This window comes from Mesorhizobium sp. CA16, from assembly GCF_020165175.1.
Taxonomy (GTDB): Bacteria; Pseudomonadota; Alphaproteobacteria; order Rhizobiales; family Rhizobiaceae; genus Mesorhizobium.
Map to the genome: position 1 here is coordinate 206,355 of NZ_JAIUHP010000003.1, position 15,236 is coordinate 221,590.

A 15,236-nucleotide genomic window follows, 5' to 3' on the forward strand; every position below is an offset into this window, starting at 1 on the left:
GTCACGGCATGGATTCTAGGGTCTGCGCTGCGTCGCTTCGCTCCTTGCTCCGCCCTAGAATGGCGAAAACGGGGCCTCACCCCAAAGCCGCCAGCGCGGCCTCGACTTCCGCCGCCGTGCCCACGGCGCCGGTGGCGATGTCGCGGTTGATGCGGCGCGCCAGGCCCGACAACACCTTGCCTGCGCCGACTTCGTAGAGGCTCGCAACGCCGTTGGCGCCAAACCATTCCACTGTCTCGCGCCAGCGCACGCGGGCGACCACCTGCTCGACCAGGCGGCGGGCGATCTCATCGGGGTCGCTGGTCGGGGTTACGGTGACGTTCGAGACGATCGGAACCACCGGCGCGGATTTCGCGACACCGGCCAGCGCCTCGCGCATGATGTCGGCGGCAGGCGTCATCAGCGCCGAATGAAAGGGCGCGGAAACCTGCAGCATCAGCGCCCGCTTGGCGCCTTTTTCGGTGCACAGCCTCGCCGCCAGCTCGACCGCCGGCCTGGCGCCGGAGATCACCAGTTGGCCGCCGCCATTGTCGTTGGCGACCTGGCAGACGGAGCCGTTGCCGACCTCGCGAGCTGCCTCGGCGCAAGCGGCCTCGACGTCGGCTTGTTCCAGCCCGATGATCGCGGCCATGGCGCCCTCGCCGGCCGGCACCGCCGCCTGCATGGCGTTGCCGCGGGTCCGAAGCAGCCGCGCCGCATCGCCGACCGAAACGAAGCCGGCCGCGGCAAGCGCGGAATATTCACCAAGCGAATGGCCGGCGACATAAGCCACCTTGTCCTTCAAAGAGAAGCCGCGCGCTTCGAGCGCCCGCATCGCCGCCAGCGACACCGCCATCAGCGCCGGCTGGGCGTTGGCGGTCAGTGTCAGCCTCTCTTCCGGCCCTTCCCAGATGAGTTTCGAGAGTTTTTCGCCGAGCGCTGCGTCCACTTCCTCGAAGACGCGGCGCGCTTCGGGGAATGCGTCGGCGAGGTCCTTGCCCATGCCGACGGCCTGGCTGCCCTGTCCCGGAAAGGTGAATGCGACGGCCATTTGAGGTCTCTCCAGAGGCTGGTTTTGTCTGCCTCTGGCGCAAGGCGGACAGCCAAGTCAAGCCCGCAGGCGTCTCTTCGGCCTGCATTTCGGTCGGAAAACTGGCTGACTGCCTGTTCCAAAAGGCCTTTTACTTGATCACACCTGATGAAAACCGCTCACGTTTAGTTTGCTGGCTCTTCTTATTTCCGCCACAGGCGCTAGCTTTGCGTGACATTTCGATGACAGTGGCGTGACGCGAGTGGAAGACGCGTGACAAGGGCCGGGGAAGCAAAGTGGCAAGGATCAGGAAAGGCGCGGCCAAACCCGCGCCGCAATTTTTGGAAGACGATCCGTCCACCGGCTATCTGCCGGGACGAGCCTGGCCGACCGTACGCTACGGCCTGTCGACGCTTCTTGCCTCAGCCCTGCTTGTATTCGCGATCGAGCTGATCGTACGCGGCGATTTCTTCGGCACGGTCGATTTCTTCATGCAGCCCTTCAAGCCCGGCTGGACCACCATCATCGTCTTCGCCCTGGTGCTGCTCGGGCTGGACGCCATACTCGGCCGAAGCCACCAGAGCCTGATGATCGTGGCGCCGCTGACGCTGGCGCTGGCCTTTGTCGGCCACCAGAAATCGCGTTACCTCGGCGACCCGCTCTATCCCACGGATTTCCTGTTCGCCCGCCAGATCATGGCGCTGATGCCGCTCCTGGTGCGCGAGCGCCCGTGGACGGCCGTCATGCTGGCGGTCGGCATCGTCGGCGGTCTGACGCTGCTCGTCTACGCCTGGCGGACCTGGCGCCGGCGAGTGCCCATCCTCAGCCGCAAGGGCCGCCTGGCGCGGCTGGCGCTTGCCGTGCCGCTGCTCGCCTTCTTCGTCTCGATCATGGACTACGCCACCTTCTCGTGGACGCGCGACCGGCTGCAGATCATCCCGATCATGTGGGACCAGAAGGAGAACTACGCCTCCAACGGCTTTGCGCTGGCCTTCGCGATGAACGTGCCGATGGCGCATGTCGCGGCGCCGCCCGGCTATTCCGAGAAGACGATGTCCGCGATCCAGCGCCCCGACGTCGCCGCTTCCATGCCGGACGAGAAGCCGGATATCGTGGTGGTGATGAGCGAATCCTTCTGGGATCCGACGCACCTGCCCGGCGTCACCATCAAGCCCGACCCGATCCCGACGGTCAGGGCGTTGCGCTCCGGCTCGATGTTCTCGCCCGAGTTCGGCGGCATGACCGCCAATATTGAGTTCGAGGCGCTGACCGGCTTTTCCAACGCCTTCCTGCCGGCCGGCTCGATCCCCTATCAGCAATATGTGCGCACCCCGACCCCGTCGCTGGCGACCTTCCTGAAGAGCCAGGGTTACCGGGCGCGCGCCATCCATCCCGGCACCAACTGGTTCTGGAACCGCGGCGCCGTCTATGCCGATTTCGGCTTCAACGACTTCCGCTCCGAAGAGACGCTGCCGCCGATGGAAAAGCGCGGGCCGCTGGCTTCCGACGCGGCGATGACCGACGAGATCATCCGCGAGGCCGACACCAGCGACGATCCGGTGTTCCTGTTCGCCGTCAGCCTGCAGAACCACGGTCCTTACGAGCCCTACCGCTACTACAACCCGACGCATTCGATCGACGCGCCGATCAGTTCCTGGGCGCGGGAATCGCTGCTTTCCTATGCCGAGGGGTCGGCCGACGCCGACCGCGGCCTGCAGCGCCTGATCGACTGGGCGAAGGCCCGCCAGCGGCCGACCATCATCGCCTTCTTCGGCGACCATCTGCCGCCGCTCGGACCCGTCTATGTCGAGACCGGCTTCCTCAAGGACAATGTCGCGCCGCGCAAGGAGCCGGCGGTCGCCGCGCTCGAACACCACGATACGCCTTTGGTTATCTGGTCGAACCGCTCCGGTCCGGCCGAGAACATCGGCTCGGTGAGCCCGGCCTTCCTGCCCTATCATATCCTGACCACGGCAGGCATCAGCCACCCCTATTACACCGGCTTCCTCGGCGCGCTGCGCGAACACTACCGGGTGGTCGACCGCAACCTGCTCCTGTCGCCCGTGGGCGAAGCAACGCCGGATTGGGCGAGGCAGAAGCAGATCGATCCGAAGATCAACGATTTCCGGCTCATCCAATACGACATGATGTTCGGCAAGCGGCTCTCGGCGCCCGATTTCTTCCCCGAGACGGTGAACAGGCTGGTCGCGCATACAAGCTGAGCTGACCGGCGGTCACAGCCGATCGCGGCTATCCCGGTCCGTGGCGGGAAACGATGCTCCGATGCCGGGCCTTGGAAAGATTTCGTCGCTGCGATTTAGAGCAATTCCAGGAAAAGTGTGAGCGGTTTTCCGTCCGAAATTGCGTAAAAAACAAGGGAGATAGGGCGTTTCGCCGTTTCCGTGAAACGGTGAACGCGCTAGACGTCAAAAGCCTGGAACGGGCTGGACCTTTCCACTCAGCCGAGCGCCAAGCGTCAAAGCGGCCGGAAAATTCTTGATCACGGCGCGCATGGCCGACGCGCCACCTGGCCCAAGCGCTATTTTGGCAATCAAGGCCGCGGCACGCAGACGGGTCGAGAATTGCCGACGCCATTCGCGTTCGTAGCGATGCCCGGCGGCGTCGCGGTCCTCGCGACGTTTGCCCGATACGATCAGTTCTCGCGCAAGCAGCCAGCCCGATTGCAGCGCCATCGAAATCCCTTCGGCGATGACAGGATGCGACTCGCCCGCGATGTTGCCGACACGGAAGATGCCCTGATCGTAACCGGCCCGGACGCCCGGATGAATCGGTCCCGCAGCCAGCCATGGGCCATCCAATTCGGCACCTGCCAGCGCAGTTCGCACGCCTCGGCACGAGGCCAGGACGTGGCGCGACACCGCATCCGCCGCCGCAATATTCCCAAAGCGCCGGCGCAGCCCGGATAGAACATCGCGGCGGATACAGCAGGAGATTGAAACCCGACCATTGTCCGCAGTTACCATCCCGCCATATCCGCCTGGGAATACCAGCAGCGGCATCAGATCGGGCGCCAGCGCGGCGCCGGTAAAATGCGCCTTGAAGCCAAAAAGGTCGGAGGGTTGGCTGGTTCTTTCAAGTTGGCTCGGAAGTTTCCCGGTTTCCCAGGACCCGTGCGCGGCAATGATGACGGGTGTGCTGAGCAGCTTCTGTTGCTGGTCGGATTCCACAGTCAGAAATTGCAAGTCATCGCGCCGGCAGATGGCGACTGCCTTGCAAGGCTGGAGGATCTCGACACCCGTACGTTCGGCAGCCTGCAGCAGGATGGTGTCCAGACGATCGCGGCCGAGCGCGCGGCCGAGACCCGTCTTGGCGCTCGGCATTCGCGCCTGCGCCGAGACATCGCCCGAAAAGAACCCGACACGCCTTATCTCGGGGCCGGCTTCCGCGCGCCAGCTCTCGCCGACGCCCAGCTGATCGAGCAAGGCAAGGCTGGTGCCCGACATGAATTCGCCGCAGACCTTGCGGCGAGGAAATGCCACCTTCTCCACCATTGCCACCGACCAACCATGTTGGGCGAGTGCAATGGCGGTGGAACTTCCGGCAGGACCGGCACCGATGACAATTGCGTCGTGCATCATTTCGTATCGAGCGTGCTCGCGCCGACAAAACCTTGCGTAAACAGGCCTCTGCGGCCCTCCATCACGGGCGTTCCACCTGACAGTTGCCACAATTGTGAAAGTTCCGTGCCACGAAAACCGGCGCGCACACTTTGCGCTGCATCATTCAGCGTTACCGCACAGGCGCCGATCAATCGCAGAAACCCTGTCGCCACAAGCGGCACCTTGGCTCTCAACGGCTCCGTGGCGACGAGCATCGGGGCCATCGTCATCATCCGAGAAAACAGCTCCTGCAGGCGCATGTCGTCGAAGTGGTGGAGGATAAGGTTGGCGCAAACAAGGTCGAAGGGCCTGTCCTGGGTCCAATCGAACAGATCCGCAGTCACGGGCTGCGCCCGCCAGCCCAATTCAGCGAAAGAGCTGCGCAAGTCCTCGCCTATCAAGCCGATCCTGTCGACCATGACGATCTCGACGTCGGGCCAATGGCGCGCCATCAGCCGCGCAACCGCCAGCATGAACTTTCCGTCGCCGGCGCCTATTTCGAGGATGCGCAGCGGCGGCTTTTGCACGTTTTGCCGCATCAGCGATGCCATGATCCTGGCCTGGAACATCAATGCATTGATGCGAACGAGATCGCGACGGGATGCAATCGCACGGGGATCGTCAGCCGGGAGGCCGTCGAGGAGTTCTGGCTCCAGATGCCGGATGTCTATGTCGGTCATGCGATGGATCGGAAATCTAGGTTTCAGCCGGCAATCCGGCAAATAGAATTCGCTCGTATCTTCATGGCCGCGCGCTGCTGGGCCGCGGAACCCGCATTTGAACCCAACCCGGATAGCGAAGTCGGTCCCCTTCATGCGAGATCGGAGGCTGATATCACAGTTTGCTAATGAGAAATATCGGCACCGCGCAATAAAATGCTCTATGCAGGCGTTTACCTTAGGAATGCTTCTCTAATTCGCAGACCTTATGGGCCCGATTGCGCTCATGCTCGGAGCTATTTTGTCCCCTCAAGCGTATCTGAACGGCATTGCCACGTGTGTCCCCGAACATGACGTGCATCGGTTCTTCCTCGGCTATGGAGCCTCGCTGCTTGAAAACGACGCGCAGCGCCTTGCGCTCTTCGAGCGAATGGTCGCTCTGGCCGGGATCGAACATCGTTATTCCTGCTTTGCGCCTGCCGACGATCCGCGCGGCGGGGCAATCGACCGCGACGGCACCTCGGTCAGAGGCTCGTTCGCCAGCACCGCAATGCGTATGCGGATGTACGAAGCCGCCGCACCGGAGCTCGCGCAAAGGGCCGTCGACAGACTTCTGGCCAACGACGACCGCTCGCTGATCACGCATTTGATCGTGACGAGCTGCACCGGCTTTTCGGCGCCTGGCATCGACCTCGAACTGGTGCAGCGATGCGGCCTGTCGACGTCGGTCGAGCGCACCATCATCGGCTTCATGGGATGCTATGCCGCCATCAACGCCTTGAAGCTGTCGCGCCACATCGTGCGATCGGATCCGAAGGCCCGCGTGCTGATCGTCAACATCGAATTGTGCACGCTGCATTTCAAGGAAGCCACGGAGCTCGAAAAGCTGATCTCGTTCTGTCTATGGGGCGACGGTTGCGCGGCCTCGCTGGTGACAGCCGAGCCGCACGGCATCCTGCTCGAAAGCTTCCACGCGATCGTGGCGGCGGAGCGCAAGGAACTGATGAGCTGGAATATCCGCGACGACGGCTTTGACATGGTGCTGTCCGGCCAGGTTCCCGGTGCCGTCCGTGAGACGCTGCGCAACGAGCATCCGGCCATCCTCGGCGGCAGGCCCGCCAAGGAGATCGATTTGTGGGCGGTGCATCCCGGCGGCCGCTCGGTGCTCGACGCGGTCGAGCGGGCGCTCGAACTGAAGCCGGTCGCGCTCGCCGCATCGCGCGAAGTGCTCCGGCAATACGGCAACATGTCGTCGGCCACCGTAATGTTCGCGATGGCCGAAATGCTGAAGGAGCCGTCGGGCTTGCTCGGCTGCGGCATGGCGTTCGGGCCGGGATTGACCACCGAGACCATGATGTTCCGGACTGCCTGATGAAGTCGAATGCCATGCGGCACCGCGTCCGTGCTTTCGCAGCCCGTTGGCTGGTGCCCTACCTGCCGTATCCGCACTTCATGTGTGTGGCACCTCTTGACGCCGTGTTGCGGGTCCTATGGCGTGCGGAAGGCCGGCTGCCTCCCGTTTATTGGCCGCGCCTGATGCTCCTGTTCCTGATTTCGGGCATCAACACGATCGCCTCCCTGCCGGAGCGCGTGATCCTTGGGGCATGGCTGCGGCTGCGACCTCCCCGGATGGAACCGGATAACGCGCCTGTGTTCGTTCTTGGCTACTTCCGCTCCGGGACGACTTTTTTGCAGAACCTGCTGTCGGCGGACCCGGACCTGAGATCGCCGGGCTGGCCGCAGGTCCTGGCGCCTCAGACATTCGTCCTTGGCTGGGCCCTGCTACGCTATCTTTTCGTGCCCTTGCTGCCGTTGACGCGCCTCGACGCGGTCGTGCCGGTTGGCGCCAGGCTGCCGGCGGAGGACGACTTCGCATTGAACAATCTGGGTGGAATGTCGATCCTAGCGGGACGAGCCGTGCTTCCCCGCCGGCAAGCCTTCTTCAATCGGTATCAGGATCTCGACTCGCTTTCGGCGCAAGAGCTGAACCGCTGGCGCTCACATCAGTTCGCTTTCGTCCAGAAGCTCACGCTCGTTGCCGGAGGGCGGCGACTTCTGCTCAAGTCGCCGAGCCACACGGCGCGCGTCCGCCACCTTTTGGAGCTGTTCCCTGGCGCCAAGTTTGTCCACATCTCGCGTCCGCCGGAAGCGGTGTTCCGGTCCAACCTTGTTCTGACGCGCGAGTTGCAGCGTGCGTTCGCCCTGCAGCCGCCGCTGCCCGAGCACGAGCAGGAAGAGATCATCGCCTGCGAATATCTTGCGACGGAGATGCACTATCTGGCTGATAGAACCCGGATTCCAGCCGCCGACCTCGCCGAGGTGCGGCTACAGGATCTTATTGCCGATCCGACGGGCGAGATGAAGCGGATCTACCGCGAACTGGGCCTGCCATTCTCCCAAGGCTGCGAGGAGCGCATGCTGCAAGTCGCCGCGACGTTCGGCAAACAGCCGCGCAACCGCCATCCCGACCTGACGGAAGGGCAGAAAGCGCGCCTAGCCCGCCTCGAACCGCTCGCTTCCAATTTCGGGCATGTGCCTGCGCTGCCTCCCGGACGGTCAATATTGACAGCCAACCGCGCATTGGATGACATGGCATCATGACGGCGGGCCCATGGTCATACGCAAGCTGGGCAGGTTTGGCCCGGCTGTTGCTCGTCCCTCTGTTGCTCAGCATCTGCGCCCCGCCGATCTCGGCGGTTGCCGACGAGCAAGGCGATGCGATCAAGCTGGTTGAGACCGTGCGCCAGGCGGCGCTCGTGCTCGGGCACGGCGGGCCCGCCGAGGCGCAGCTCCGCTCGATCTCAGCGGCCTTCGACGGAAAGGGAATTGCCCAGGCCGTGCTCGGGACGCGCTGGCGCAGCGCGAGCGCGGACGACCGCGCCGCGGTGGTCGATGCGCTTCTTTATGCCATCGCACACGGGCTGGCCGACAAGCTGGAACGGACGCAGGACAAGACTTTCACCGTGCTCGGCACAAAGACCCTGGCCAACGGCGACATACTGGTGCGCAGCGAATTCCGCCGGCAGCTCCGCGGCCCAACGTCCGTGGACTGGCGTGTCCGCCGCTGCCGCGGGCAACTCTGTATCGGCGATGTCTTTGTCGACGGCGGGTCGGTGACCGTGCGGCAGCGGGACCGCATCGGCCAGATCCTCGCCGGCAATGGCGGCTCGATCCCCGCGCTTGTCGTCGATCTCAGGAAAGGCCGGGTATGACTCCTCGCCGGCGCTCATGTCCTCCCTCGTCGAATTGAGCAATGTCGGCCGCGATTTTGACGGCGGCCGCGTCGTCGCCGTCGACGACGTGTCGCTCGCGATCGGGAATGACGAGACCGTCGCGATTGTCGGACGCAGCGGCAGCGGCAAATCGACGATCCTGAACCTGGTCTGCGGGCTTGACCGGCCGACCCGCGGCGAAGTTCGGTTCGAAGGCCGGGCCGTCAATGGAAGCGCTGCGTGGGCAGCAGTCCGGGCCAGCAGGATCGGCATCGTCTTCCAGAACTTCTGCCTGCTCCCCTCCTTGTCGGCGCGCGAAAACATCGAGGTGGCCCTGCTGGGAAACCTCGGCGGAGCGCAGCAGCGTCGCGCTCGCGCGCTGGAACTTCTGGCGCATTTCGGTCTTGCCGATCGCGCTGCGCTGCGGCCGGCCGAGCTTTCCGGCGGCGAACGCCAGCGCCTTGCAATTGCGCGGGCGCTGGCCAACCGTCCGAAGCTTCTTCTTGCCGACGAGCCGACAGGAAGCCTCGACGTGCAGACAAGCCAATCCGTCATGGACATCATCGGCAATGCGCATCGCGAGTTCGGGACCGCAGTAATCGTGGTGACCCATGACGAGGACGTGGCCGCGTTGTGCGGACGCCGGGTCGAGATCTCGGATGGCCGCATCCGCTCGGACAGCCGGGCGGCGGCAATCTCAGCGCCCGCGCCGGCATCGCGGATCGGCTAGCCCATGACGGAGCTGACCCTGCCCTTGCGCGGTCTCATCGCACGTCCGCTGCGCACTTTGCTCACGGTGCTCGGCATCGCCTTGGCGGTCGCCGGCTTCGTGGCGCTTACCGGCCTGACCGCCGGCGTCCAGCGCTCATTTGCGTCGGGAATCGATGAGAACGGCGCGGATCTGGTGGTTAGCCAGCGCAGCACCTTCAATTTGGTGAGCAGCACCGTGCCCAGAGCGCTCGGCCCGGCGCTTTCGGCGGTGCCGAATGTCGAGGCGGTGTCGGGCGTTCTCCTCAACATCACCACCGCCGACGAGGACGCCAATATCGTCATGGCCGGCTGGCCAAGCGGCAGCTTCCTGTGGAAAGACGTGCCGCTCGTGGCGGGGCGGCTCCCTGTGCCGGGGGACCAGTGGCCGGTGATCCTTGGCCAATCGATCGCCGGCGCATTGGACAAGCGGGTCGGCGATACCGTCGAGCTGCAGTTCCAGCCCTATCGGATCGTCGGCATCGCGTCGTTCTCGTCCATGCTGAACCAGAACAGCGCCATCGTTCCACTCGAGGGGCTGCAGCAGCTCCTGTCGCGGGAGGACGCCTTTACCTTGTTCGAGGTGAGACTGAAGCGCCCGCTCGACGCCGACGGCATCGCCGCTGCCCGCACCCGGCTCGTTGCAGCCGCGCCGGGATTCGTGGTCGTCGACACCGAGCAGTTCGCCAACAGCATCCGCATCTTCGATCTGCTTCGGGCGATCGCCCGCACGATTTCGCTGGTCGTCATGGCGATGGCCTCGGTTGCGGTCGCCAACACGCTGCTGATGGCCGTGAACGAACGGACGTTCGAGATTGGTGTTCTGGCGGCGCTTGGCTGGGCGCCGCGGCGGATTCTTCGGCTCATCCTCATCGAAGGCGTCTTCATGAGCGCAGCCGGCGGCGTTATCGGCATCGTTCTCGGCGCCCTGACCATGGAAGCGGCGGCGAAGACAAGGGTCGCGGCGGGGCTGATCGTGCCCTATCTGTCAGGCTGGTCGATCGCCCAGGCGCTGATCTTCGTCTTCATCGCCGGTCCGCTCGGCGCACTCTACCCGGCTTGGCGCGCCACGCGCCTTCTCCCCGCTGAAGCGCTCCGCAGGATCTGACTTGCCGTGTCGGCCGGGCAGCGCTCCGGTCCCAGCAAAAGCATCAATCTGTCGTGTAAACGAAACGGCCGGTTCGCAGGTCCGCGGCATCGGCGACGCAGGCCGGGCCTTGCCTTCCTGGCGAATTGCTATATAGACCCGCGCAATCTGCCGGTCCTTGCTGGGGGCTGAACGGAGGGCCGCGGCCTTTTCGAAGGTCGCGACGCGAAGCCGGAAGGGCTTCCAGCCTCCCGTGTCTCCGCTCTCGACCGTCTCGTGATGCTCCTTTCTTCCCCGCTCTTTCGCGATCGGGTCAGACAAGTTGCAGAGGCTTAGCCGCGAGGGCCGGTGAGAGAAACGAAGAAAGGCACTTAAACATAATGGCTCTTTACGAACATGTGTTTCTTGCCCGGCAGGACCTGTCGCAGCAGCAGGTTGATGCGCTTGTCGAACAGTACAAGGGCGTCATCACGGCGAATGGCGGCTCGGTCGGCCGGATCGAGAACTGGGGACTGAAGTCCCTCACCTACCGGGTCAAGAAGAACCGGAAGGCTTACTACACGCTGATGGACATCACCTGCCCGCCGGCCGCGCTCAACGAAATGGAGCGCCAGATGGGCCTGTCGGAAGACGTCCTTCGCTTCCTCACCATCAAGGTGGAAGCGCATGAGGAAGGCGCCTCGGCGATGATGCAGAAGCGCGAAGAGCGCTCCGAGCGCGGCGGCTTCGGCGACCGCGACCGTGGCCCGCGTTCGTTCGGCGACCGCGACCGCGGTGACCGCGGCCCGCGTTCGTTCGGCGACCGTGACGGCGGCGACCGTGGCCCGCGCCGTCCGCGCGAAGGCGTTGAAGGAGGTGCAGAATAATGGTCGACATCAACCAGATCCCGACCCGGCGCCCCTTCCACCGCCGCCGCAAGACCTGCCCGTTCTCCGGCGCCAACGCGCCCAAGATCGACTACAAGGACGTGCGTCTCCTGCAGCGCTACATTTCCGAACGCGGCAAGATCGTGCCCTCGCGCATCACCGCCGTCAGCCAGAAGAAGCAGCGCGAGCTCGCCAAGGCGATCAAGCGCGCCCGCTTCCTCGGCCTGCTGCCCTATGTGGTTCGCTGAGGCCTGAAACTTCGATGCGGGCGCTTGGCGCCCGCATCCCCACCCACGGCGACGGGCGCCGCGGTTCAAATCAAATCCCGAGTTGGGGCCGGATGGCCTCTAACTGCCAGGACAGGCAGGACAGCGACAAGAGCGGCGAGCGCCGCAAAGAGCTTCCTGACCTGTTCCAGATCATTGCGCCAGCCTTCCGGCCGGCGCCAACCGAAGGAACGAAACCATGGAAGTCATTCTCCTCGAGCGCATTTCCCGCCTCGGCCAGATGGGCGAGACCGTCAAGGTCAAGGACGGGTTCGCCCGCAATTTCCTGCTGCCGCAGGGCAAGGCGCTGCGCGCCAACGAAGCCAACAAGAAGAAGTTCGAGGGCCAGCGCGCCCAGCTCGAAGCCCGCAATCTGGAGCGTAAGTCGGAGGCCATGCAGGTCGCTGAGAAGCTCGACGGCAAGAGCTTCATCGTGGTGCGCTCGGCCGGCGAAACCGGTCAGCTCTACGGCTCGGTGTCGACCCGCGACATCGCCGATCTGCTGATCGCCGAAGGCTTCACCGTCAACCGCAACCAGGTCGAGCTCAACCAGCCGATCAAGACCATCGGCCTCTCCAACGTGGCGATTGCGCTCCATCCGGAAGTCGAGGTCACCGTGACGCTCAACGTCGCCCGTTCGGCCGACGAGGCGGAGCGCCAGGCCAAGGGCGAGACGCTGACCACCGCCGAAGCCATTTATGGCGAGGACATCAACGACAACGCCCGGCCGGAGAATTTCTTCGACCCGAACGCCGAATTCGAAGGCGGCGAAGAAAACGCCTGATCTCTGGGCCTGATTTGGCATATCCTCCGAAGCCTCGCTTCGGTTCGCAGACGTCCAGGATTTCTGGACCAACGCCCGGGTCTTCGACCCGGGCTTTTTTGTGCCAAAAGGAACTTTTCGACACCCCATATCTTGTGCACATTACAGCGTGGCGCGTCGATTGGACGCGGGCGAGGCGCCGTGGCATTTTCGATCTGGCATTCCAGTCCGATTACCGGGTGATCCGACTGAGGGGACATTTGGTCATGAATATCCTGTTGAAACACGTTCTCGAACGCCTGGTGCGCGCCGGCGACCTCAAGGTGACCGGACCGAAGGGCGCGACGCACAAGTTCGGCGACGGCAGCGGCGAGCCGGTGCATATCCACATCAAGACCACGCATGCCGAGCGCGCCATCACCTTCGATCCGATGCTGGCGGTGCCCGAAGCCTATATGGACGGTGAGCTCGACGTGATCGAGGGCGGCGTTCTCGGCCTGATGCGCATCGCGTTCCAGAACATGGGATCGAGCGGCATCGACGTGACCTGGTCGAAGGCGATCGAGGGGCTGCGCCACGCCTTCCGCCGGCTGCAGCAGATCAACACCGCCGCGCGCTCGCGCCGCAACGTCGAACGCCACTACGATCTCTCGGGCGAGCTCTACAAGCTCTTCCTCGACGAGGACATGCAGTATTCCTGCGCCTATTTCGAGCAGCCCGACATGACGCTCGACGAGGCGCAGCTTGCCAAGAAGCGCCACATCGCCGCCAAGCTGCGGCTCAAGGCCGGCCAGACGGTGCTCGACATCGGCTCCGGCTGGGGCGGGCTGGGCCTCTATCTCGCCAAGGTCTTCGACGTCGACGTGCAGGGCGTCACCCTCTCCACCGAACAGCATGGCGTCGCCACCGACCGAGCGCATGCGCAGGGCCTGCAGGACCGCGTGCATTTCGAACTCAAGGATTATCGCCACATCAACGAACGTTTCGACCGCATCGTCTCGGTCGGCATGTTCGAGCATGTCGGCGTCAATCACTACCGCACCTTCTTCGACAAGGCCGCGACGCTGCTCAAGCCCGACGGCGTGATGCTGCTCCATACAATCGGCCGTTCCGGCGTGCCGTGGGCGACCAGCGCCTTCGTCCGCAAATACATTTTCCCGGGCGGCTACATCCCGGCGATGTCGGAAGTGATGCCGGCGATCGAGAAGTCGGGCCTCGTCGTCACCGATATCGAAATCCTGCGGCTGCATTACGCCGACACGCTCAAGCATTGGGGCGCGCGCTTCGCCGCCAACCGCGACAAAGCGAAAGCGATCTATGACGAGCGCTTCTGCCGCATGTGGGAGTTCTATCTCGCCGCTTCCGAGGCCGCCTTCCGCTGGCAGGACCTGGTGATCTTCCAGTTCCAGATCGCCAAGAAGAACGACACGCTGCCGATGACGCGCGACTACATGGCCAAATGCGAGAAGGCGCTGGAGCTGCGCGATATCGGCCACCAGGAGCCGGCGGCGCCGGCGCCCTCCAAGCCGACCCGCCGCAAGAAGGTGGGGTAGCCGCGCAATGCCGCTTGCCATTGCGGCCTGACGCCACGAAAAAGGTCTCGTTCGCGAGACCTTTTTTCATGACCTACCTCATCTACACCGCTGCCGCTCTTGCCGAGATCGCCGGCTGCTTTTCGTTCTGGGCGTGGTGGCGGCTGGAGAAGTCGGCGCTCTGGCTTCTCCCTGGTCTCATCTTGCTGGCGCTGTTCGCGTCGCTGCTGTCGCTGGTCGGCACGGATGCGGCGGGCCGCGCCTACGCCGCTTATGGCGGCATCTACATCGCCGCGTCGCTCGGCTGGCTGTGGCTGGTCGAAGGCGTGCGTCCCGACCGCTGGGATCTGGCCGGCGCTGCGCTCTGCATCGTCGGCGCCTCGGTCATCCTGCTCGCTCCAAGGGGAGCCTGAGATGGAACTGCCCGCCCCGCTCCGGCAAGGCGTCGACAGCCTCTTGGAGAAGGTACCATTGCCGGCGCTGAGGCAGGCGGCGCGGACGCTCTCGGAGCGCTACCGCGCCGAGCTGCGCGACGGCCGCCTGCATATGGGCGAAGACATGGCCGTCAAGGCCTATCTGGCGACGCGGCTGCCCGCCACTTATGCCGCCGTGCGCGCCAGCCTCGATGCCTTGATCGGGGCTCGCCCCGACTTCCGGCCGGCGAGCCTGCTCGATGTCGGCGCCGGACCTGGCACCATGCTTTGGGCCACGACCGACGCCTGGCCTGAGCTGGAACGGGCAGTGCTGGTCGAGGCAAGCGCTGCCGTGCGCAAGGTCGGCCAGGCGCTCGCGGAAGGCGCGATCACGGCCCGCGCCGACTGGATCGCCGGCGACGCGACCATCGATCTCGACGGCATCATGCCCGCCGACCTCGTCAGCGCCGCCTATGTGCTGGACGAGATCGTGCCTTTATCCCTGCCGAAGCTCATCGACCGCCTCTGGCGGCTCACGGCCGACACGCTGCTCATCGTCGAGCCCGGCACGCCCGCCGGCTGGCAGCGCATCCTTGCCGCGCGCCGCCAACTGATTGCGGCCGGCGCGCATGTTTCGGCACCTTGCCCGCACGCGGCGCCCTGCCCGCTCGCGCCGCCCGACTGGTGCCATTTCGCGCGCCGCGTCGCCCGTTCGCGCCTGCATCGCCTGGTCAAGGAGGCCGAGGTGCCATGGGAGGACGAGAAGTTCATCTACCTCGCCGCCTCCCGGCAGCCGGCGCCGGCGCATTCGGCGCGGGTGATCGCGCCGCCAAAGGGGGGCTCCGGCAAGGTGGTGCTAAAACTGTGCCAACCCGACGGCAGCGCCGGCGAGCGCCTGTTCAGCAAGCGCGACGGCGAGTTGTTCAAGGCGGCGCGACGGGCTGACTGGGGCGACACGCTGGACTGAGGGAGCGTAGGCCGATGACATCGGGAGAAGACGTATCGTCGATGCCCGTCGCTACTTTGGCGATCAGCCGACGCGCACGAACTTCGTCATCCACG

Annotated in this window: 15 protein-coding genes; 12 read left to right on the forward strand and 3 right to left on the reverse strand. The window is 64.7% G+C overall.

Features of this window, described 5'->3' with window-relative positions:
* Positions 1 to 76: 76 nt before the first annotated feature.
* Positions 77 to 1,030 (reverse strand): ACP S-malonyltransferase, encoded by a 954-nt coding sequence (gene fabD / locus LB525_RS06970; RefSeq protein WP_224544076.1) that lies wholly within the window; start codon positions 1,028 to 1,030, stop codon positions 77 to 79.
* A gap of 275 nt (positions 1,031 to 1,305) precedes the next feature.
* Here fabD and LB525_RS06975 point away from each other — a divergent pair, with 275 nt between their 5' ends.
* Positions 1,306 to 3,231, forward strand: a complete 1,926-nt coding sequence (locus LB525_RS06975) for an LTA synthase family protein (RefSeq protein WP_224544077.1) — start codon at positions 1,306 to 1,308, stop codon at positions 3,229 to 3,231.
* Positions 3,232 to 3,435: 204 nt separating this feature from the next.
* Here the strand turns inward: LB525_RS06975 and LB525_RS06980 are convergent, their stop codons facing one another.
* Together LB525_RS06980 and LB525_RS06985 are read right to left on the reverse strand one after the other, a co-directional pair.
* Positions 3,436 to 4,608 (reverse strand): NAD(P)/FAD-dependent oxidoreductase, encoded by a 1,173-nt coding sequence (locus LB525_RS06980; RefSeq protein WP_224544078.1) that lies wholly within the window; start codon positions 4,606 to 4,608, stop codon positions 3,436 to 3,438.
* The gene (locus tag LB525_RS06985; protein ID WP_224544079.1) at positions 4,605 to 5,309 is read right to left on the reverse strand and encodes a class I SAM-dependent methyltransferase; all 705 of its coding nucleotides are present in this window, start codon (positions 5,307 to 5,309) and stop codon (positions 4,605 to 4,607) included. Before LB525_RS06985 ends, LB525_RS06980 begins: the two co-directional genes overlap by 4 nt.
* A gap of 334 nt (positions 5,310 to 5,643) precedes the next feature.
* On the opposite strand from LB525_RS06985, the gene LB525_RS06990 reads away from it, so the two are divergent.
* The 11 genes from LB525_RS06990 (at position 5,644) to LB525_RS07040 (ending at position 15,141) form a co-directional block, all read left to right on the forward strand.
* Positions 5,644 to 6,660, forward strand: a complete 1,017-nt coding sequence (locus tag LB525_RS06990) for a type III polyketide synthase (protein WP_318012392.1) — start codon at positions 5,644 to 5,646, stop codon at positions 6,658 to 6,660.
* Positions 6,660 to 7,889, forward strand: coding sequence for a sulfotransferase family protein (locus tag LB525_RS06995; RefSeq protein WP_224544081.1), 1,230 nt, complete (start codon positions 6,660 to 6,662; stop codon positions 7,887 to 7,889). The genes LB525_RS06990 and LB525_RS06995 overlap by 1 nt, the downstream gene beginning before the upstream one ends.
* Positions 7,886 to 8,500 (forward strand): ABC transporter substrate-binding protein, encoded by a 615-nt coding sequence (locus tag LB525_RS07000; protein WP_224525027.1) that lies wholly within the window; start codon positions 7,886 to 7,888, stop codon positions 8,498 to 8,500. Before LB525_RS06995 ends, LB525_RS07000 begins: the two co-directional genes overlap by 4 nt.
* An 88-nt stretch (positions 8,501 to 8,588) precedes the next feature.
* Positions 8,589 to 9,230: an ABC transporter ATP-binding protein gene (locus LB525_RS07005; protein WP_318012393.1), complete on the forward strand. Its 642-nt coding sequence runs from the start codon at positions 8,589 to 8,591 to the stop codon at positions 9,228 to 9,230.
* Positions 9,231 to 9,233: 3 nt separating this feature from the next.
* Positions 9,234 to 10,355: an ABC transporter permease gene (locus LB525_RS07010; protein ID WP_095767002.1), complete on the forward strand. Its 1,122-nt coding sequence runs from the start codon at positions 9,234 to 9,236 to the stop codon at positions 10,353 to 10,355.
* A gap of 359 nt (positions 10,356 to 10,714) precedes the next feature.
* Positions 10,715 to 11,200 carry a 30S ribosomal protein S6 gene (gene rpsF, locus LB525_RS07015; RefSeq protein ID WP_095767001.1) on the forward strand — a complete coding sequence of 162 codons (486 nt, stop codon included), beginning with the start codon at positions 10,715 to 10,717 and terminating at the stop codon, positions 11,198 to 11,200.
* On the forward strand, positions 11,200 to 11,448 hold the full coding sequence (gene rpsR, locus LB525_RS07020) for a 30S ribosomal protein S18 (RefSeq protein WP_006203718.1): 249 nt from the start codon (positions 11,200 to 11,202) through the stop codon (positions 11,446 to 11,448). The genes rpsF and rpsR overlap by 1 nt, the downstream gene beginning before the upstream one ends.
* A gap of 217 nt (positions 11,449 to 11,665) precedes the next feature.
* Positions 11,666 to 12,250, forward strand: coding sequence for a 50S ribosomal protein L9 (gene rplI, locus LB525_RS07025; protein ID WP_140842380.1), 585 nt, complete (start codon positions 11,666 to 11,668; stop codon positions 12,248 to 12,250).
* A 245-nt stretch (positions 12,251 to 12,495) separates the two neighbouring features.
* On the forward strand, positions 12,496 to 13,782 hold the full coding sequence (locus LB525_RS07030) for an SAM-dependent methyltransferase (RefSeq protein WP_224544083.1): 1,287 nt from the start codon (positions 12,496 to 12,498) through the stop codon (positions 13,780 to 13,782).
* Positions 13,783 to 13,850: 68 nt separating this feature from the next.
* The gene (locus LB525_RS07035; protein WP_095766998.1) at positions 13,851 to 14,174 is read left to right on the forward strand and encodes a YnfA family protein; all 324 of its coding nucleotides are present in this window, start codon (positions 13,851 to 13,853) and stop codon (positions 14,172 to 14,174) included.
* Between the two features lies 1 nt (position 14,175).
* Positions 14,176 to 15,141 carry a small ribosomal subunit Rsm22 family protein gene (locus LB525_RS07040; RefSeq protein WP_224544084.1) on the forward strand — a complete coding sequence of 322 codons (966 nt, stop codon included), beginning with the start codon at positions 14,176 to 14,178 and terminating at the stop codon, positions 15,139 to 15,141.
* The last annotated feature ends 95 nt before the right edge of the window (positions 15,142 to 15,236 follow it).